Origin of the sequence: Microvirga sp. HBU67558 (assembly GCF_018069605.1) — a bacterium.
GTDB lineage: Bacteria > Pseudomonadota > Alphaproteobacteria > Rhizobiales > Beijerinckiaceae > Microvirga > Microvirga terrae.
This window is the reverse complement of record NZ_JAGPUP010000534.1, coordinates 26,363-45,038: the sequence shown is the minus strand read 5'-3', so window position 1 is coordinate 45,038 and position 18,676 is coordinate 26,363. Positions and strand designations below refer to the sequence as shown.

At 60.1% G+C, this 18,676-nt stretch carries 16 protein-coding genes, 1 tRNA gene and 1 pseudogene; 11 read left to right on the top strand and 7 right to left on the bottom strand.

From position 1 onward, the window contains the following. Nucleotides 1-3,337: 3,337 nt before the first annotated feature. Nucleotides 3,338-3,519 (top strand): annotated as a pseudogene (locus KBI52_RS18870) (IS6 family transposase); the annotation flags it as partial. A 198-nt stretch (nucleotides 3,520-3,717) separates the two neighbouring features. Here the strand turns inward: KBI52_RS18870 and KBI52_RS18865 are convergent. From KBI52_RS18865 to KBI52_RS18850, 4 genes are all read right to left on the bottom strand, one after another. Continuing rightward, nucleotides 3,718-3,990, bottom strand: a complete 273-nt coding sequence (locus tag KBI52_RS18865; RefSeq protein WP_247654499.1) for an SWIB/MDM2 domain-containing protein — start codon at nucleotides 3,988-3,990, stop codon at nucleotides 3,718-3,720. A gap of 143 nt (nucleotides 3,991-4,133) precedes the next feature. Then, the gene (locus tag KBI52_RS18860) at nucleotides 4,134-4,403 is read right to left on the bottom strand and encodes a hypothetical protein (RefSeq protein WP_173946898.1); all 270 of its coding nucleotides are present in this window, start codon (nucleotides 4,401-4,403) and stop codon (nucleotides 4,134-4,136) included. 1,382 nt (nucleotides 4,404-5,785) lie between these two features. Next, nucleotides 5,786-6,040: a hypothetical protein gene (locus tag KBI52_RS18855; RefSeq protein ID WP_173946899.1), complete on the bottom strand. Its 255-nt coding sequence runs from the start codon at nucleotides 6,038-6,040 to the stop codon at nucleotides 5,786-5,788. Nucleotides 6,041-6,697: 657 nt separating this feature from the next. Then, nucleotides 6,698-7,195, bottom strand: coding sequence for a 3'-5' exonuclease (locus tag KBI52_RS18850; RefSeq protein WP_259060296.1), 498 nt, complete (start codon nucleotides 7,193-7,195; stop codon nucleotides 6,698-6,700). A 441-nt stretch (nucleotides 7,196-7,636) separates the two neighbouring features. Here KBI52_RS18850 and recA point away from each other — a divergent pair, with 441 nt between their 5' ends. Further along, nucleotides 7,637-8,680 (top strand): recombinase RecA, encoded by a 1,044-nt coding sequence (gene recA / locus KBI52_RS18845; protein WP_285892598.1) that lies wholly within the window; start codon nucleotides 7,637-7,639, stop codon nucleotides 8,678-8,680. 332 nt (nucleotides 8,681-9,012) lie between these two features. Here recA and KBI52_RS34215 read toward each other — a convergent pair whose 3' ends face one another. Further along, nucleotides 9,013-9,168 (bottom strand): hypothetical protein, encoded by a 156-nt coding sequence (locus tag KBI52_RS34215; RefSeq protein ID WP_173946902.1) that lies wholly within the window; start codon nucleotides 9,166-9,168, stop codon nucleotides 9,013-9,015. Nucleotides 9,169-10,568: 1,400 nt separating this feature from the next. Between KBI52_RS34215 and KBI52_RS18835 the strand changes: the two genes are divergently transcribed. After that, nucleotides 10,569-10,706: a hypothetical protein gene (locus tag KBI52_RS18835; protein WP_173946903.1), complete on the top strand. Its 138-nt coding sequence runs from the start codon at nucleotides 10,569-10,571 to the stop codon at nucleotides 10,704-10,706. Between the two features lie 296 nt (nucleotides 10,707-11,002). Continuing rightward, nucleotides 11,003-11,884 carry a hypothetical protein gene (locus KBI52_RS18830; RefSeq protein ID WP_210810264.1) on the top strand — a complete coding sequence of 294 codons (882 nt, stop codon included), beginning with the start codon at nucleotides 11,003-11,005 and terminating at the stop codon, nucleotides 11,882-11,884. A 206-nt stretch (nucleotides 11,885-12,090) separates the two neighbouring features. Here KBI52_RS18830 and KBI52_RS33060 read toward each other — a convergent pair whose 3' ends face one another. Both KBI52_RS33060 and KBI52_RS33055 read right to left on the bottom strand, forming a co-directional pair. Next, a complete protein-coding gene (locus KBI52_RS33060) occupies nucleotides 12,091-12,780 on the bottom strand; it encodes a hypothetical protein (RefSeq protein WP_247654497.1) in 690 nt (229 codons plus the stop codon). Nucleotides 12,781-13,000: 220 nt separating this feature from the next. Further along, the gene (locus tag KBI52_RS33055; RefSeq protein WP_247654496.1) at nucleotides 13,001-14,065 is read right to left on the bottom strand and encodes a DEAD/DEAH box helicase; all 1,065 of its coding nucleotides are present in this window, start codon (nucleotides 14,063-14,065) and stop codon (nucleotides 13,001-13,003) included. A gap of 88 nt (nucleotides 14,066-14,153) precedes the next feature. Between KBI52_RS33055 and KBI52_RS18820 the strand changes: the two genes are divergently transcribed. The 7 genes from KBI52_RS18820 (at nucleotide 14,154) to KBI52_RS18790 (ending at nucleotide 18,669) form a co-directional block, all read left to right on the top strand. Beyond that, nucleotides 14,154-14,229 (top strand) — tRNA-Lys (locus KBI52_RS18820). 205 nt (nucleotides 14,230-14,434) lie between these two features. Beyond that, the gene (gene nthA / locus KBI52_RS18815) at nucleotides 14,435-15,061 is read left to right on the top strand and encodes a nitrile hydratase subunit alpha (protein WP_210810260.1); all 627 of its coding nucleotides are present in this window, start codon (nucleotides 14,435-14,437) and stop codon (nucleotides 15,059-15,061) included. After that, on the top strand, nucleotides 15,058-15,717 hold the full coding sequence (nthB, locus tag KBI52_RS18810; RefSeq protein WP_210810254.1) for a nitrile hydratase subunit beta: 660 nt from the start codon (nucleotides 15,058-15,060) through the stop codon (nucleotides 15,715-15,717). The genes nthA and nthB overlap by 4 nt, the downstream gene beginning before the upstream one ends. Then, nucleotides 15,704-16,087: a nitrile hydratase accessory protein gene (locus KBI52_RS18805; RefSeq protein WP_371823191.1), complete on the top strand. Its 384-nt coding sequence runs from the start codon at nucleotides 15,704-15,706 to the stop codon at nucleotides 16,085-16,087. The genes nthB and KBI52_RS18805 overlap by 14 nt, the downstream gene beginning before the upstream one ends. Further along, nucleotides 16,014-16,355, top strand: a complete 342-nt coding sequence (locus tag KBI52_RS34210) for a DUF3565 domain-containing protein (RefSeq protein ID WP_371823190.1) — start codon at nucleotides 16,014-16,016, stop codon at nucleotides 16,353-16,355. The genes KBI52_RS18805 and KBI52_RS34210 overlap by 74 nt, the downstream gene beginning before the upstream one ends. A 277-nt stretch (nucleotides 16,356-16,632) precedes the next feature. After that, on the top strand, nucleotides 16,633-17,358 hold the full coding sequence (locus tag KBI52_RS18795; protein WP_262265674.1) for an IclR family transcriptional regulator: 726 nt from the start codon (nucleotides 16,633-16,635) through the stop codon (nucleotides 17,356-17,358). An 84-nt stretch (nucleotides 17,359-17,442) separates the two neighbouring features. Beyond that, the gene (locus tag KBI52_RS18790; RefSeq protein ID WP_173946910.1) at nucleotides 17,443-18,669 is read left to right on the top strand and encodes an MFS transporter; all 1,227 of its coding nucleotides are present in this window, start codon (nucleotides 17,443-17,445) and stop codon (nucleotides 18,667-18,669) included. The last annotated feature ends 7 nt before the right edge of the window (nucleotides 18,670-18,676 follow it).

Sequence of the window (18,676 nt, the reverse complement as noted above, 5' to 3'; positions counted from 1 at the left end):
TGAGACCTCACTACTTTGAGGCAACCGGGGAACTGCTCCCACCAGCTCGTCACGTGCGAAACTGTGCGAGGAGCACGCAAATATAGCTGCGGCAACGATCGAGAGTATAAGGCGGCCCCGTCCGCTTTCCTCCATTGGTACGGATCGGATGCGGGTTGAGGTGCCTGAAAGCCAACTGATCTGTGGAACCATGACTTTCCTCCCAGGACGGTTATTGGTAGGCGAAATGCAGGTAGAGCACTGAAGCGAGTGGGGAGTTTCATGCTTGAAACAAGCGGGCTCCTGTAGTCTCCTCATGTAACTTTCAGCGATCCGCCCTGCGTGTAGCTCTAAGCCGTCTAGTCACGCCCCGCTTGAAGGGGAAGTCTGCAGTACTTTCTCAAAATTGCTTTCCTCCATTGGCCGTGACGTTGTCGTGGGCTAAGGCTTAGAACATCGCGGTGACGCGGCCTGCTTGATCCATGCGGCAGGTGACCCTGGCTTGCCGGATCTGCACGAGGCTACCTCGCTGGAACAGGATTCTCGCCTCGACGGGAGCTGACAGGCTGCCATCTTTGAGGTGGGAAACACGTCCCGCGCTGGCGACATCAACATGCAACGCTCCGTAGCGAACGGCGCCTGAGACAAGTGCGTCTCGGCAGGATTGAACGACGCTCAGCGACGTACCGGGCTTAGGTCGCAGAGGCTTGAGCAGGTATATGCTGCGAAACCATCCCCCGTCCCCTCCGCCGTTTTGAACCGGCAACAAGGATCTTGGGATGGCGGTCCCACTCAAGGAGGATATTGGAGGAGCGGTGGGAGCAATACTGGCAAGAAGCCCCGGATTCGGTGCCGCGGACGGAGCATGCTGATCAAGATTGGTCCCGCCTCTTGAGGCCGATGTACCTGTCCCGTCGAAGCCTGTTGCAGAAATTGCGCTCCCATTGGTTGCCAGACCTGCAGAATTCATATTGCCGCCAGTGAGTGTTCCGTTCCCGGCTGGGCTATGTCCCGCTCCGCGACTGGAGCCGAGTGACCCACCTGCGTTGACTGCACCGCTCGCGCTTCCCCTCGCGCTAACGCTATTTGTCCCGATACCTGCATTGGCGGCCACCCCTGTCGAGCTACTATCGACTCCCAGTGCGCCACTTATCCCATTCGAGCCGACGGCGGCGCCAACCGAAGCGCCGCTTCGTCCAGCACTAGCACCTCCGCCTGCACTGAGCCCATTAGACCCAGCACTTACACTAGCCGAGACTCCTCCTGCGGCTGTATCAACTTCACCTCCAGTACCACTGCGACCAAGGCTGCCGCTCGCGGAGGCCTGATTGCCGCCGCTGCCGAGCCCTGCTCCCGCACTGAGCCCGTCGGATCCAATGCTGGCGCTCGCTCCCGCGCCTAGACCGACTGCACCTGCGCTCACTCCAACATCGAACGCAGCCCCCTCCCGGACCTGCGCAACCGTAAAGACTGATAGGAACAGAGCCATAAGGGAGAACTTTGCACCCAAAACTGGTTGAGCTCGGTCGATCGCGAGACTACCCGCCACTGTCACGCTCCTGCAGGCACGACGAAGTACGTTCGGATCTTCAGACTATTGACCAAACGAGCGTGAGCAAGGCGGGCATAAGGCGATGTAGAGTACCCACTGCGGGTAGGGGCCGACCATGTGCGAACGGGTCTGCTCCTAAGTTGGCCAAGAAAGATGCTCATAACGGACATAGAGCGCACCTAGAGTCGGAGAACCTCTTGCACTTGGCGGGGGGCTCAGACAGGTAAATGAGGTTGTTGCAGAGTTTCGCATCGGTTTCTGTCGAGTTGGCTCATTGTTGCGACAAACCCGCAATCAGCGGAGTGCCGTCACTGCGCCGGATACGTTGAGCAGGCACATAATGCCGGACTGGCGGACCTGGCGTGCATTCGCCCGGGCGTACACGACTCTCACCGCCATCGGAGCCATGAGCCCACCGTCTGAAGTGCGGCTCACCCGCCCAACGCTGGCTGTGTCTACCTGCAGAGCCCCGTAAGGAAGCGCTGCCGTAACAATGGAGGCGCGACAGGCTTGTACAATCTGACCTGGAACGCCGGGTCGCTGAGCAAGTGGCTCTTGGAAGTCTGCAGTCGCTGAGCCTGACGCTTCAAGCCGGGGTAGAAGGGAGAGCGGCAGAGCTAATCCGGCGCTAGTTCCCTTGACCTGCAGTGCGGTCGAAGTTGGCGCAGCTGGCAGACTTGTCGCATTTGCGGTCGGGTGCAGACCTGCGGCGGCCTGGGTCGCGCGTAAACTCGTAGTGCTTGTCGTAGCTGGTGCTGCTGGCGGGGATGCTGAAGCCGGCGTGTTTCCGGTTTTACCCCCACTGTTACTGCTAGTCTGACTGGTTATGCCTCCACCGCTTGCGGCGCCTCTGGGGTCAACACTGCCTCCTCCCGCACCGCCGTCGCGGGAACCGTCACGGTTCCCGGCACTTTGATTGTTAGGTCCACCAATGCTCCCGCCACCTTTGCCGCCACCTGAGGGACTGTCGCCGGTGCCTCCACTTCTTTGGCTGGCGCTGCCACTGTTCCCGGAACCAAGACTCCCGCCGCCTCCGCTGTTCCCACCACCTTTGCCCACGCCATTTCCGTTGGCTTGTCCACCGCCGCCACTGCTCCCGGTGCTGCCGCCGCTACTCACGCTGCCCTGGCTGCCGCCACCGCTATTTCCGTTGCCTCGGCCGCCTCCACTCCCGCCACCATCTCCCGCTTTCCCGCCGCCCCCATGATCATTGCCGTGTCCTCCGGCTCCAGAACTGTCGCCCCTGCTACCTTCTCCGTCTCCACCCTTGGCGAAGCCGGGCTGCGTTGCCAGGAATGAAATGGTGATGATGGAAATGAGTGACACCCGAAGCATGGCTACTCCAGAAAGCCGCTGTGGTCACACGGGCGTGCGCAGGCTTCCGCGGCATGGTCTTGTGCCAACCTGTTCTCGTGGGGTGCCATGCTCCGAGACCTAGTTTCGAGGATAATCCCCGGGAGGTTGCCGTTGGAGCCCCCGAGAGATCCGCGGTAAGCAGAGTTGCGCTCTGCTAGCTAATGAGCCATCTGCACTCGTGATATGTCCGGTATTGGAACCGAATTGTGGCGTCAGGGAACGTTTTATTGGCAATTCGGAAGGATGATCCTTTTGGATGCTCCCAATAAAGAAGGGGAAAGGAGCCACGTCAGACCAAAACTCCGTCAGCGTTGCCGCTGCTGACCAATCATCGCACCCCCATAAGCCTCTCGAGGGTCACTCTGACCCACTTACTATTAAGGGAATTGTCGCAAGAGTTTGTTTCAGAGTTTCAGTTAATCCTCCCTGGGCTCAGGGATGGAGTGTAGCGTGTTCAAGGGCAGGCATTTTGATCGCTCAGCCATCCTGCTCTGTGTCAGGTGGCACTTGGCTTGCAGCTGAGCCTGCGTGATCTTGAGGAGATGATGGCCGGGCGCGGCATCACCGCCGACCATGCTACGATCCACTGCCGGACAGTCCGCTATGCGCCGCTCCTGCTGGAGCAGTTCAATTGCGGAGCAGTGTGAGCTGCTCACCTTATGATCGCTTCACAGAACTCTATCTCCTCTTTTGCCCCGTTCCGAATTTGCCACGCAACCTGGGGAGATCGTTTGGGCTGATACGCATCGCGCCCGGCATCTGTCCATTGAACGACCCAGCTTGAAAACTCATGCTCGGGCACGAACCCTGGCCTGCATCGATCTGTCTGATCAGGAGAGATGCTGAGCGAAATGCTTGTTCATCTCGAACATGCTGACCATGTCCTTGCCGCCGAAGACAGCCCGAAGCTTGTCATCGGCCAAGATCTCGCGCTTGTTCGCGGGATTCTGCAGATTGTTGGCCTTGATGTACTCCCAGACCTTGCTCACCACCTCCGTCCGCGGGAGCGGTGCCGATCCGACAACGGCCGCGAGTTCGCTCGAAGGCTGGAGCGGTTTCGCCAGGGCAGGGTTCGGCTTCTTGGCTGCTTTGGCTTCGGTCATGGTGAAACTCCTCAAGGACGCCTCACTGCCATCTGCAGAGGCAAAGGGGGCGGGACCATGGCCAGCAAGAGCTGAACACTTCCTTAATTCCACTCTGGCAATGCAGATCTCAGGGTGGTGGGTTCACATGACCTGCCCGATCGTCACCACCCACGCCGTTTGCCTTGTGGCTTGGCCATCATCTGCCGCATCGCTTCCTCCGCCCGAGCTTTGGCTTCTGCGTCATGGCTGAGGTTGCGGACTTCCGACGGCTCCTCTTGTTGACTGATGCCATTCTTGCGGGCGCGCCACTGCTTCGCCTGCGCAGCATTGGCCGCCGCGTTGGCCAGCTTCTCCAAGCGATCCAACTGGGGCGTACTGGCTGTCTCGTTCATTCCGGGTTGTTCGTCCTCTTGCTCGGGGCGCTTTGCCATCTCTTTAGCTTCCTTAGGATCAGCGTCGTGACGTACGATCAGCTGTTATGCGACTCCATCTCGGGCGTTATGGGTTAACTTCGTCTTAACCATAAAGGTCCGAGGTAAGCCGATGCGGAAGATACATCCCGGCTTCATCGCTCTCGCCGTCCTCCTGGGCCCTGCCACATTGATCGTTGCCCACGAGACAATCACCCGCTCTCCAGCCCAGCAGGTGTTCGAGGCGTTCGATCCTCCACCGACTGTGCGGCAGGCATACACACAGTGTGCCGTGACCCCAAAGACACAACGGTCACGCCAGTGTGACGAGTACGTCAGCTTCTTCGAGCAATGCGCGGCTCGGACGCATGAGTGCGACCCGCAATCCGTTTACGAGGTTCTTACCAAGCTCATTCTCTCGGGACGCCCGGAAAGTCCGAAGGATGATAGATTGGCCATCCGAACCGACATCTGATTGCGTCTCCGGTGGCAGCACGAAAGCAAAGCAGGAAAATGCAGCCGGTATGCGGGGCACTGCAACCAAGCCGCAAGTCGCCCCTCGATCCAGGGCGCCCGCCTCGAAAGCGCAGTTTCAAGGTGGTACTCGGCCTGCGACAGAGGCCTGAAGCGCTCGGCCAGATCGCCAGCCTCGATCTGCCGATCATCGGACGCCTTCGTTTCGTGGAAGCGCATCACCTCGAGGTTCGTCAGGACCGCGCCGCATCATCGTGTTCCGAACCGATGGTGTGCGTCGTCACACAGCGGCTCGTCGTGCGCGAATCTATATGGATCATGCGATGCCGGAACACATCGCACGCGCTCTGGTGAGAGGTCTGGTGCTCAGCCCCTCGCCGGGGCGCTTCGTACTTGTGCACAGGGTTCAGTTGCACTTCCAGCGTTCCTGGCGCATTGTGGTGGCGTGATGTTGCAACCGGCATCACAAAAGCGCCCTGACAGTGAGCTCCGCACGGCTAATTCTGTCAGGGCGTTGTCGTTTGTGAGCGCCTTGCTGTCATCGGCGGGAAGCATATCTTCATCGTGCCGTTTCTCTCCCTTGGACCAACAACGCCTTGACCGAGGCTTCAAGACAGCATCTCGGCCAAGGTGTCGTTGTATCTCCGCACAGGCTAATTCAGATCGACTACATCTCACTCCGTGATCAAGTGTTGAATCCAAAGCTCGGCAAACTGAGCAGGGCAACGATTTCTTTGAAATCGGCTTACCTGGTCCGAGCGGCCCATCATCGAGAACTTGAGGGGCAAAGGCCGGCGGCTGAGCGGAAACCATAGTGCGCGGTTCAAGATTGCCTCCCGCATCGTCCGCCATATACGAGTAAGAAGTTCCTCGATCCCTTGCATTCACTGGGTTCCAAGACCATTCGCCGCCGTTTTCTCCTCACCCCGTCATTCGCCCGCCTGATCCAGCGCGAGAGGGGCGGGCTGCACCACCTTGAGGGCTTCTTCCCCGAGCAGCGGGATCGGTCGTCCTGGGTCCGCCTCGAAGAGGAAAGAGGCCTGCTGATCCTCAAGACGGGCGGCCCGGTCAGCGAGGTTGAGGATCAGACGGAAATTCCGGTATCCCATGCCCATGTGCTTCTCGATGTCTGCGCCGGCGAGGTCGACTATACCCGGACAGCTCTGCCAATCGGCGACGGTCATGCTCTTGTTGACGAGCTTAGCCGGCCTCGCGTCCTGCACCTCGTCACCGTGGAGTTTGACGGCGTCGAGGAGGCGAGGGGCTTCCGTCCTCTAGAGTGGTTCGGGCCTGAGGTGACGGCGGATCCTCGCTATACCAACCAGGCCATCGCTCTGAGAGGCCTCGATCAGGTTCCTGAGATCGGCCCTGTATCCCGTTTTATCGCCCAGGCAGTTAAGGATGTTCGCAAAGTCTCATATCATTCGATCGCGGGTCCTGCCTACACTCGCCTGAACCTTGCAGAAAGGCGATGGCATGAAGCGGTTGGTCACGGTCACCGGTCCTATCACAACCGCCCAGCTGCATGGGTACCTCCTCGAGGAAAGGCTGTTGGATCAAATAATGATCCAGGTCAGCGACAGGGAGAACGGCAACTTGGAGGTTGCCTTTCACGAGCGGGATCGGCGCTACCTGTCGCAGTTCTCTGCCGCACAGCAAGCCGAATGGCTGCAGGACGCAATGACCCATATTGAATCTGGGTGTCCGTTGAAGACGCCTGATGGGAGGTCAGCCTGGATCACTGATGAAGTGCCAGCCAGACCAAGTTCCTCCATCAAAGCCATGAGGCCAGCGCGACAGGAGCACGACCTACCACCAGGCTTGGAGTTCTTGAGGCGAAGCTAACTCTTGTTCTCGGGGAGACCGAGCTTCTGAAACAGATGGGCTGCCAACAGCGCATCGTTCAAAGCATCGTGCTCGGCACGCAGGTGAGCAATGCTGATGCCGGCCTGCGAGCAAGCCTGACGGAGCTTGCCAGGAAGCCCGGATCGCTTGGCCAGAGCCATGGTGCAATAAAAGCGCTCTCGTGGATAGATCGGCTGTCCTGTGCGCTCGAACTCCCGTTTGAGGGTGTTGTACTCGTAGGCATAGTTGTGGGCGATGATTGTATCAGCGCCGACGAAGTCGATCAGGTCGTGAATCACATGCTCAAAGTACGGCTCATCCTCCAAGTCAGCCAATGAAATGCGATGCACTGCGTAGCAGAAGGGGCTCATGGATGACCGGGGCTTGACCCGTCGGACGAACGAGCGCGGGGAGATAGCCCCGCCGATGACTTCAACAGCGGCGATTTCGATGACATGATCGTAAGATTGTGCTGTTTCGACGTCGATAACCACATGTCTAATCATGATGGACTGCAAGGCAAGAGACAGAGAAATCGGCTCACGAGGAGGTTTCTGGAAGAGAGACGACCCAATTACCAGACGGCGAATCCGGATGCGAGGCCGATCTCGATATAATCGGCAACCCGAAGGGCATCTTGCACGGCACCTAGGTCATGTGGGAAAACAGACCTATAGTCTGACACAAGACCTAGCTAACAGCCTTGGCTAGCGCCAGCTTCCAGACGCTTTTGCCAAAAATGGCGTCAGATCAGAACAAGCCGAACTTCGTTCAACCCTAACGAGCAGCCTGAGGATCCGCAGCTGTCCCTGTAACAGGCTCCTGCTTAGCTGCAGAGGCTGACAAGTTACCGCAGTTCCCGTTTTGTTCTGGATTTTCCGCACTGTTCGGGATAGCCTCAGTTCGATCCAGATATTTTGATGTGCGGAGCCATTATGAGCTTGGATAAGAATAAGGCGATCGAGACAGCGGTCGCCCAGATCGAGCGTGCCTTTGGTAAGGGCGCCATCATGCGTCTCGGCGGCGATCAGGTGGTTGAGGTCGAGACAATCTCCACCGGCTCGCTTGGCTTGGATATTGCTCTTGGTGTGGGCGGTCTGCCGAAGGGACGGATCATCGAGATCTACGGCCCAGAATCTTCCGGCAAGACCACTCTGACCCTGCATGCGATTGCGGAGGCGCAGAAGAAGGGTGGAGTGTGCGCCTTCATCGATGCCGAGCATGCCCTAGATCCGAGCTATGCCCGCAAGCTGGGGGTCGATCTCGACGATCTCATCGTCTCCCAGCCGGACAATGGCGAACAGGCGCTTGAGATTGCTGACACCATGGTCCGCTCTGGCGCGATCGACGTTGTGATCATCGACTCCGTCGCTGCGCTCACACCGAAGGCGGAGATCGAAGGTGAGATGGGCGAGAGCCGTCCTGGTCTCCAGGCCCGGCTGATGAGCCAAGCCCTGCGCAAGCTCACTGGCTCGATCCACCGCACCAACACACTGGTGATCTTCATCAACCAGATCCGCATGAAGATCGGCGTCATGTACGGCTCGCCGGAGACGACCACGGGCGGCAACGCCCTGAAGTTCTATGCCTCGGTTCGGCTTGATATTCGCCGGACCTCGACTCTCAAGGACCGCGACGAGCCAATCGGCAACCAAGTGCGCGTAAAAGTGGTCAAGAACAAGGTCGCGCCACCGTTCAAGCAAGTCGAGTTCGACATCATGTTCGGCGAAGGCATCTCCAAGATGGGTGAGCTCATCGATCTTGGCGTGAAGGCGAACGTGGTGGAAAAGTCCGGCGCCTGGTTCTCTTATGACAGCCAGCGGCTGGGTCAGGGCCGCGAGAACGCCAAGACCTTCCTGAAAGACAATCCCGAGATTGCGACTGACATCGAGAGCAAGATCCGCCAAAACGCTGGTCTCCTGATGCACGATTTGCAGGCAAACGATACCGGCGATGCCGTTGCCGACGACGTGGCATAGTCAAGAGAAAGGCCGGTTGAAGAGCCGGCCTTTTGCTCAACCAATTTTGGCGACGTGTTCACCGGCATTGAGCGTGGACGCCGAGCCCGACGAACAGCAGCAATCTCCTGAGCTACGACGCTCCGATGCTGGAAGCATTTTGCTGGAACCTGCGACGCACTGCGTTCGTTTGATCCAGACTAAGGCATCGTGCGGAAAAGTGGATCCGGTGAGGACCAGCCTGCCTCAGTGGTGAGCCGCCCGTTTCTTATGAGATGTGCGATGCCGCTGGACGCTACCGGTGTTCTGCGGAATTCCAAGGACACCCTTGACCCCGCCGACGACGCCGCCCGTCATGCCGCCAACGGCACCGCCGACTGCTCCGCCAACGGGACCAGCAGCCCGATTGCCCACGGCGGCTCCTTGCTCGGCGCCGCGTATGATGCCCTGTGCTTGAACAGCGGCAGGCAGAGCGAGAACAGCCAATCCGAGCGCAGAAAGGAAAACATAGCTTTTCATAGAGTTCCTCCTCTTTGCAAAGACTTCAAACCCGATCGGGAGAGGAGGTCCCATGCCGAATGCTCGTCTAGATGTCAGCCCCGGAGAGCCGAAGCTCGTCGATCCCTTTGCGACAGTAGACGGCGACGCGACAGGAAATGCTATGTGCAGCGCAGCAGATGCAACCGCTCAACATTCGTTTCATCCCGTTCTACGACTGATAGCTCCGCTCGTTCTCGACACAGTTTGGGATGGCGGACAGGCTGCCCGTTCCATTGTCTATCATGGGCATGCACCTCAGCCGAGCCAACGGTGAGGAGTGACGTCATCGACGCCTCTTGATCAGGCCCCTGTTGCCGACTTGGTCAGCAGACGATTTGCGGTCGCACTCCCTCACAAGCCGAACCACAGTTGGCGGGGCTTCCTCCTCACAGGGAACGCTTCCGAAGTCTTCATCTGTCACACCGCGTGCGGCGCACGAGCCACCTGAGAGGTAGAGGCGACCGCCTCCCGCTATGACCTTCAGGTAGTGTTCGCTCAGCGCGCCGGCGCCTAAAGGATCGGACGTGTCATCGAACTCACGCCCGATGCTTTGAGCGTTTGTTTCAAAGCATCGTTTCACGCAAAACTGGTTCCCGCTTTTGCGTCCGATGCTCTAGTCCAGTCAGGGCGCTCCTAACCTGCTCACGCATCAGTTGAACTGCATTTCCTGCTAAGAAAGCGCGGATCTCATGACCTGCCTCAACTGCCGCCGCTGCGACAAAGATCGCGAGCGTTGCCTTGGTTGGGTACTCAGGGCCACAGGGGATATGGACGAGAAGACCGGCATATTGGTCTCTAGGAGCGTTGCCTCTGCGGATTATGCTCGTGGCCTGCTCTGGCTTCAACAGGGGGCCTCTGACTATTCCAGCTCAATCCGTCGAGCCCTACCCCAAACGTCAGTTAAGCTTCATCACTTTCGGACAAGCGTGCGGTCGGCAACTTGGTTTGATCCTCGGGACGACGGCTCTGCCGCAGCCATCGCGCGACGCCCTGTCCGCACAATTGCCACAAATGACCGCTGTTTTTCACGACAGAGACCCGATAAGGGCGGGAACATAGGGGCATTTACCGGCACTGCGTGCCGCTAATGAAAGTGTTTCGATGCAGGCTCTGCACCCGATTGAAGCTCCGACGGCTACGTCTCCTTTCCCAACTCATGCCGTGCTGAACCAGTCTCTCGATTCCGGTGAACTCAACTGGTTGGGAGAACGGCTGCGGATCGCCTGTGGGCCAGTCGACGTTTCCCTCCCGCCTCGCTTGTCAGAGCTCGTGGAGCAGCTCGTGCGACTTGAGCAGCGCAAGGCTTAAATTTGAACCATTACATCATTACGATTGCAGGCACCTGCTTACGATAGAAAGGAATACACTCATGGCTGGCAAATCCCGCGCGCGACCTTCGTTCAAGAAGCACACCAAACGCTACAAGGAGGTGATCGCCCCAGCCAAGATACTCGAAGGGATGAAGAAACTCACCAAGAAGAGGCGATACGCCAACCGCCACGGTTAGCCAAGTATGACCCCTTTCAGATCCCGTAGAGCCTGATCGCATCGCTCGACATGTTCGCCGGCTCGTCGTTGTACCTCAACAGTGTTGCGGCAGGGTGCATCGACCTCTTCCTTGCAGAACGGGCAAATCATCGACGTGACCTCCTCTTTAATGGTCCGTCAGGCCAACAAAGATGCACGATCAGGGTTCCGGTTAGTCATTTTCCGGTTCTATAGGAAGAGGCACTGCTGGTGAACGCAGGGGCGGACGCACTTTGAATTTGAGCATCCGAGCTTCACGCTGAATGCCATTTCGTCATGAGACGTCAGGATCACTGTCATCAAAAAGCCAAGGTATCTGGCCTTGATTTCGATATGAGCAAAGCTCCGAAGCGCCCGCGCCAACGTGACAGCCTCAGACAGCCGGGTGATGTGGCTGGTTCGCAACCCCCGAAATCCTCCAACCGCAAGCCGCGCGTGGCTCCGAAGCGCAATGTAGACACGGTATCGGACTCCATGAGCGCAGAACTGGCCAGAGGAGCGATGGAAGGCCCAGAGGGCAGTTCTGTCCCAAGCGGAGGATCCAAACGGGGCGATCCTCTCGCCAGAGACCGGAGCTTTGTCGCCAAAGGCAACCAGAACGTGTCGGATCAGCAAAGCCCACACAGCGGAGTCGAGGACGAGCAGTCGGTACAGACGGTCGCACTGGCGGATGATTATGGTCCAACAGGCCTCAATCAGGGCATCGCGGGTGGTCTACCTCAACAGACTAGCGAAGGCGCAGAGATTCCAGCTAACGTGAGGCAGGAATCAACTCAGCATCACCTCATTGCCTCTGATCCCGAGGCGGACAGTGGTGGAGATGATGAAGACCCATCCCGCATGGCTGCTGAGGCGACATCGGATCGAGTGAGGAATGCCCCAGGACGGGTGAAGGTCTGGACCCAAGAGGGAATGGCGGGTGGGATTCAGATGAACCAGCAGACTGATGAGCGAGCAAACCCCATCTACATTCTTGCTGCCATCACTCTCGGCATCCCGGCTCTTCTGACAGTTCCCTTGATCGGATTGAATCCTGGAGTCCAGGAAGGCACTTTCACCACTGTTCTGGGCTTTGTCCTGCTGTCCGCCTTTGTGACGGCAGTGGTGTTTGAAATCAAGAGGCTCGTTGATCAGCCGTCCGACGCTGATCACCACTAGAACATTTTTCGGAGGAGTGGATCCGATTCGCCGTCAACAATGCGGCACAGCCAAGACGAGAGGTGATTCCACGCCAGTGGAAACGGCTCTAGAGAGTGTCATCGCTTGATCCGATCAAGTGTAGCGGCTAGGCAGAGAATGCCCATGAATGATGTGGCGGGGTCTTCGGCTGATCTGTGCCCAGTCCACGCCGGTAATCGAATGTCCTATGGGGGCGAACTGCCCTTCGGGGTGATCTTCGCCGACGCCGAGCGTTGAGCCTCAGAGCTGGATTGGGAGGACAGTTGGTCCCAGACCAAGCGGCGCCGTCGAGCCGCTGTCCAAGCATAACGGGGATCGCCTTCCAAGTGGTGGAGGTAATCACTGAGGCGGTTGCGCTCCAACCAGGTCAAAGCTGCCTCGAGTTCAGGCAGGGTCATCTGGCCTTGTCCCTTGTTGCCGAACACCCGCTTCAGCACCGCATTGGAGCGATGGTAGAGCCCCTCACCAACATGCGGCACCTGCAGGCCGGCTTCGTCCTCCACTGCCTGAGCGGCAACGGCCTCACCGATGCGAGCCCGCAGCCGCCTTTCCGTTGCGGATGGCGGCTCGATCAGGTGTGCTTGGTCGGCTCTTTGTTCTCGGCGGGCCTCTCTGAAGACCGGGCCAGGCTTGAGCGTTGCGAAGCGTAGACCCAACGCATTGCTCTCCAAGGGCGTAATTCCACGTCCCTCTCCTTCATCCCGGTGTGCCGCGAGATGCTCGGCGAGCCAAGATGGTGTCTCCGCCTCAGCATTGCGCTGGCGTTGACGGGCCAGCATCCCCTGCTCAGCCTCGATGCTGTGGCGGAAGCGGACAAACAGCGGATCGTCCGGGTGGAAGACGAGGGCGCGTTGGCTCTCGTAGGGACCCAGCATGAGGATCCACTCGCGTGGCTCGGGTGATCATCTGTTCAAGCCAGGGGCGGCTGCGGATGTGGGTGAGGGCAGCCACCACCGCGACCTCCGGCGCATCGAGCCCCTCATAGGCCATGGCCACTGTGACCAGGATCGCCGGCTCCGGTGTCAGCCGAAAGGCGGCCAGCGCCTCGGGTGCACCACGCTCATTCGAGATCGCCAATCGCACCTCCCTCTCGGCCTACCGGAGTGGCATCCAGCTTCGCAGCATCTCACAGTAGCGTTGGGCGCTATGCTGATCAGGTGCTACCACGAGCAGCTTGCCGAGACCCAGGACGGCCTCATCGGCAGCCAGCCCCCGCTCAGCCCGCCGGCGTGATCTGAGATTGCATGTGGCCCTGAAGGCCTCCTGGAGCAACTCCCTGGCAAAGCCGATCCGCAGAGTGGTGAACAGGGCAGGGCGGGTGGTCTCGGTCGGGTAGGGGTCGGACAGGCGATGGGGGCCCAGCCGGACGTCGTCCATCGCGGTTCGCCCTGCCTGCAACCAACTGGCTTCACCATCGAGGGCACCAAAGGTGATGGGGAGCACCGCGCGCTCGGCTACCGCCTGAGCTCGTGAGTAGCCGGTGATCGCCCAGCCGGGAGCCTCCAGATCAACCTCCTGCGTGCCAGCGTCGGGTCCAGTGCGAGAAGGCAGCCACAGGATGCGCCGGCCATCCGCACGTTCCAGGGTCCCCGAGAGAAGCAAGCGCAGGGCTGCGGACTCCAGAAGCGGCAGCAGCGCCCGGCTCCAAGCTGAGGCATCTTCGTTCAGGGAAGGGGCTCGGCCGGTACTTGCGGAAGCGACTGGCTCATACTCGCTCAGAGTGGGCAGGTGATGCACCTCATCAACCACGAGCAGGGTGCGATGGCGGCGGAGTTCGGCCAGATGCAGATCCGGTGCCGCCGCGATCGCCTGGTAAGTGGTGATGTACCCAGCCAAGCCCCGGCTCGGGTTTGATTCGTTGTCGGCTGCACGAACTGAGAGCCCGTGGCCAAGCACGGCTCGCCAGACCGGGTCGGTAAAGGCCTCTTCGGCTTGTAGGCGGAGGCTGTCGCGGGGCACAACCCAGCAAATGCGCTCGGCGTAGCCGGCCTCGATCAGGCGAGCCGCAGCAATCACGGGGAGGAGGGACTTGCCGCCGCCAGGCATCACTGCCGCCAGGATCTCGGTCACTCCCGTCGCTTCCTCGCGTGCGATTGCAGCGACAAGGCCTGCAAGAGCCTGCTGATGCGCGCGTAGGGGCTTTTGAGAAGACGTGGGCATATGGACCCGTCCGAAGGCAAATCACCAGCATCCAGCATGGGGCGTTTCCGGCGACGTGTGAATCCCTCCGCCAGTGCGGCGCACTCTTGAGATCACTCAGCGGCCGCAAGACGCTCTGACTTTTAATCAGAGGGTCCTGGGTTCGAGTCCCAGCGCGCTCACCAACAACATCAAAGGGTTGCCGGCATTTGCCCTTTGAGCCGTTTTCTTCCAGGTAGCCAATAGGTAGCCAGACGATCTCTTCGGCTGCTCATCACTTTCGACATAGGACCACTGTCGAGAGGGTGATCAGCCGCGCGAGGCTGGCCTCACCCCCATCACCCGATTTAGCATGGCGGCGACTCATTCGAGGAGGCGAGGGCGGTACATATGGGGCACGAGCATCACCACGATCATGACGGCCACAGCCATCTCTCGGACATCGAGCTGCGGGTGCGCGCACTCGAGTCCATCCTGGTCGAGAAGGGCTATGTCGATCCAGCCGCCATTGATGCGCTGGTCGAGACCTACGAGGTCAAGGTCGGACCGCGCAACGGGGCCAAGGTGGTCGCCAAGGCGTGGGCCGATCCGGCTTACCGGGAATGGCTCCGGGCGGATGCGACCGCTGCCATCGCGTCCCTCGGCTTCGTTGGCCGCCAAGGCGAGCATATGGTGGCGGTCGAGAACACCCTGGATCAGCACAACATGGTCGTATGCACCCTGTGCTCCTGCTACCCCTGGCCGGTGCTCGGTCTTCCTCCGGTCTGGTACAAGTCTGCCCCGTACCGCTCCCGGGCTGTGCTCGACCCTCGTGGGGTTCTGGCCGAGTTCGGCGTGCACCTGCCGCAGACCACCCGCATCCGTGTCTGGGACTCGACCGCTGAGGTCCGGTACCTCGTGATCCCGATGCGACCCGAAGGCAGCGAGGGCATGAGCGAGGAGGCACTGGCCGAACTCGTCACCCGCGACTCCATGATCGGCACCGGGCTCGCCCGGCGAGCGGAGGCGATACGATGAATGGCGCCCAGGACCTTGGCGGCATGATGGGCTTCGGCCCGATCGCAATCGAGCACAACGAGCCTTGGTTCCATGCCGAGTGGGAGCGACGGGCCTTTGGCTTGACCCTAGCGATGGGAGCCACCGGCAGCTGGAACATCGACATGAGTCGGCACGCCCGGGAGTCCTTGCCGCCTGCCGAGTATCTCACCTCGAGCTACTACGAGATCTGGACCAAGGGTGTTGAAAGGCTGGTCGTTGCGGCAGGGCTCGTCTCCAGGGAGGAGCTGACGTGTGGCCAGTCTCTTGCGGAACCAGCGCCGATCAAGCGCGTACTGAAGGCCGAGGACGTGCCGGCCGTGCTGGCCCGCGGCGGCCCGGCAAAGCGCCCGATCGAGCAGCCCGCGCGTTTTGCCATTGGTGACCGGGTCCGCACTCGCAACATACACCCTCAGGGCCACACCCGCCTGCCGCGCTACGCTCGCGGCAAGACGGGCGTTGTCGAGCTGGTGCATGGCACCCACGTGTTTCCGGACGCGAATGCTCACGGACAAGGTGAGCAGCCGCAATGGCTCTACACGATCTGCTTCTCCGGCCGGGAGCTGTGGGGCGAGCAGGCGGATCCAAACATCAGTGTCTCGATTGATGCCTGGGAGAGCTACCTTGAGCCGGCATGAAGATTTGGTCCGTGTGGCCGCGAACGTCGCGCCGATCCCTCGCGGGGATGATGGCGCGCCTGTCTTTCGCGAACCGTGGGAGGCTCAAGCCTTCGCAATGACGCTGGCTCTCTACGAGCAGGGCCTGTTTACCTGGACGGAGTGGGCTGCCGCGCTCTCGGCTGCGATCAAACGGGCCCAAGCGACCGGTGACTGTGATGATGGCTCGACCTACTACCAGCACTGGCTCTCTGCGATCGAGCAGTTGGTCAGGGACAAGGGCTTTGTAAGTGAAGAGGCTCTAGCGGAACGGCGAGATGCTTGGGACCGCGCGGCACACGCCACGCCGCATGGGCAGCCAATCCTGCTCGAGAATGATCCACTCCGCTAATCTGCACGCTGCGAGGGCGCAAGTGGCGAGGGAGAACACGTGTTGCTGGAACATGAAGAAACGGATTGTCGGGTTTCACCTTGACGAAGAACAGCACTGGGTTGCTGAACTTGAATGTGGCCACAACCAACATGTCCGCCATAATCCGCCCTGGACCATTCGTCCGTGGGTGATTACCGAGGAGGGCCGAGATAGGGCGCTAGGCCACGACCTGAACTGCAAGAAGTGCGACGTCGGCGCGCCACCCGACCAGAGTGATCTCGATTAACGCCTCACCTGGCACCAAGCCGAAGTAGACGGAGCGTCTGCAGTCGTGGGGTCAGCAGACCTCTACACGGTCACGCTTAACAGCTCAGTTTGATCCACTCCAGACCTTCCTCACCGAGTGGCAGTACGACGGCCGCGTCACGAAAATCTCTCACCTTAAGTGGTGCTTTGACAGCGGCACACTTCGAGGCTATTTCATAGAGAGGATTATCGTTACATAGAGTGAAACGTCCATGCCCAGGGAAGCCTTGGATAGCGAAGCGCGGGAGGAAGGTGGGGTGATTGCCGTCGAGCGTGCCTTAGCAGTGCTCGATGCTTTCACACCTGACGACCGGTCCTTGAGCTTGGCGGAACTGGCACGACGGGTCGACCTGTCGAAGCCGACCGTTCTCCGTTTCACGAGGTCGCTTGCCAGAGCCGGCTACCTCGTGCGCAACGACGACGCGACCTTCCGCCTTGGACCGAAGCTCGCCCTACTGGGAACGCTCTACCAAGCCGGCTTCCGGATCGAGGATTATGTCCAGCCAGCTCTGCGTCGCCTGGCTCAGGAAACCGGGGAAAGCGCGGCGTTCAACGTTCGCGAAGGCGATATGCGGGTCTGCCTCTTTCGCGTGGATTCGCCGCAATCCATCGGGCACCACGCCCGGACCGGTGATCTGCTACCCCTTGACCGCGGTGCGCCAGGACGCGTGCTTCTTGCCTTCTGTGGCGAGCCCGGAGAGCCATATGATCAAATCCGCCGTGACTTGTTCCATATCACGTTTGGCGAGCGCGATCCGCAAGTAGCCGCCATTGCCTGCCCCGTATTCAGCTATGGCCAGCAGGTCGCCGGGGTTATTGGCGTGGCAGGCCCGACAAGCCGTTTCGATGAAGAGGCTGTCGCCCACCATCTTGAGTTGCTGAGGTCCATCTCCACCGAACTTACACGACAACTCGGCGGAACGCCCTTAAGCCAGGCTTCGACCCACAGGCCAAGCACGTCTCCCCGCGTCCGCGCTGACTGAGCCCAGTCAGCAGCAATCATAAAGAGAGGAAGCCGTGCTGAAGGTTCCGGAAACACCTTGTCCCTGTGCATGGGCCGCATAACCATGCAAAAGGGGTGGCATGGCGTACGCGCGGCCTTGTCCGAGGCCAATTATCGCAATTTCACCATCGGCAACGTCTTCTCGCTCGTCGGAACCTGGGTTCAGCGGGTTGCACTCGGCTGGCTCGTCTGGGAACTGACGGGCTCAGGGGCATGGCTGGGGGCGGTCGCTTTCGCCGACCTGTTTCCGATGGTCGTCGTGACCCCCTTGGCTGGCGCGATGGCCGACCGGTCCGAGCGACTGCGGGTCACGCGGATCAGCCAGGCCTTGCTCATGCTGCATGCGGGACTGCTCACCATTCTCAGCGCCCTCGGCCTGCTCAACCCGGGCCTCGTGTTGGTACTGGCACTGGTCGGCGGAGTCATCACGGCCTTCAACCAGCCCTTTCGGATGGCGCTTCTCCCCAGTCTCGTCGAGCGCCCGAACCTGATCAGTGCGGTCGCGATCAACTCTGTCGCGTTCAACGTTGCCCGCTTCGTCGGTCCCGCCATCGCGGGCCTCGTGATTGCGAAGGGCAGCCTCACACTGGCTTTCGCGATCAATCTCGGGACGTTCGCAGTCTTCTCCTGGACGCTTGCCAGGATACGTCTAGTTTCCGCCGAAGCCACCCGGCCCGCCAATGGCGGATTGATCACGTCAGTCGTCGAAGGTTGGCGCTATGCCGCCGGGCATGTCGGCCTCGGCGCCATGTTTCTTACGCTGACGGTCGTCTCGCTTTGCATACGCCCCATTCTCGAACTCATGCCGAGCTACGCGGCCCTGTTCGGCCCTGACGCCAGTAAGTTTGCCTTCATGACATCCGTGATCGGCCTCGGCGCCCTGGTCGGGGCACTCTGGCTGAGCCGGCAGGCCGATCCTGCGGCCCTGGCCAAAATGGCGCTGTCCAATGGCCTCCTAATGGGCGCGGCATTGTTCGTCGCGTCGGTCGTACGTCAGGAACTGCTGGGACTCGTCGCCCTGTTCGTCGTGGGCTTCGGCATGGTCTTGAGCGGGATCGCCAGTCAGACCGTGATTCAGCTTGCTGTGCCCGATCACCTGCGGGGTAGGATGCTTGCTCTGCACAGCATGATCTTTCGGGGGGCACCGGCCCTTGGTGCCTTGGTAATCGGAGCCTTGTCGGACCTAACGGGGCTGCGTGGTCCCCTGGTCGCAGGCGCAGCCGTGACCTTCGCCTTCAGCGGGATCGTTTATTCCCGGCGCAAGCTGATCCTCAAGAGCCTCGGTCTATGAACGAGAT

Coding starts and splice junctions, on each gene's coding strand:
- KBI52_RS18860 (WP_173946898.1), bottom strand. CDS start 4,403: ATGGCAAAGCGCCCCGAGCAAGAGGACGAACAACCCGGAATGAACGAG.
- KBI52_RS34215 (WP_173946902.1), bottom strand. CDS start 9,168: ATGTTTTCCTTTCTGCGCTCGGATTGGCTGTTCTCGCTCTGCCTGCCG.
- nthA (WP_210810260.1), top strand. CDS start 14,435: ATGGGGCACGAGCATCACCACGATCATGACGGCCACAGCCATCTCTCG.
- KBI52_RS18835 (WP_173946903.1), top strand. CDS start 10,569: ATGGCTGGCAAATCCCGCGCGCGACCTTCGTTCAAGAAGCACACCAAA.
- KBI52_RS33055 (WP_247654496.1), bottom strand. CDS start 14,065: ATGCCCACGTCTTCTCAAAAGCCCCTACGCGCGCATCAGCAGGCTCTT.
- KBI52_RS18865 (WP_247654499.1), bottom strand. CDS start 3,990: ATGACCGAAGCCAAAGCAGCCAAGAAGCCGAACCCTGCCCTGGCGAAA.
- recA (WP_285892598.1), top strand. CDS start 7,637: ATGAGCTTGGATAAGAATAAGGCGATCGAGACAGCGGTCGCCCAGATC.
- KBI52_RS34210 (WP_371823190.1), top strand. CDS start 16,014: ATGCTTGGGACCGCGCGGCACACGCCACGCCGCATGGGCAGCCAATCC.
- KBI52_RS33060 (WP_247654497.1), bottom strand. CDS start 12,780: ATGCTGGGTCCCTACGAGAGCCAACGCGCCCTCGTCTTCCACCCGGAC.
- KBI52_RS18855 (WP_173946899.1), bottom strand. CDS start 6,040: ATGACCGTCGCCGATTGGCAGAGCTGTCCGGGTATAGTCGACCTCGCC.
- KBI52_RS18790 (WP_173946910.1), top strand. CDS start 17,443: ATGCAAAAGGGGTGGCATGGCGTACGCGCGGCCTTGTCCGAGGCCAAT.
- KBI52_RS18830 (WP_210810264.1), top strand. CDS start 11,003: ATGAGACGTCAGGATCACTGTCATCAAAAAGCCAAGGTATCTGGCCTT.
- nthB (WP_210810254.1), top strand. CDS start 15,058: ATGAATGGCGCCCAGGACCTTGGCGGCATGATGGGCTTCGGCCCGATC.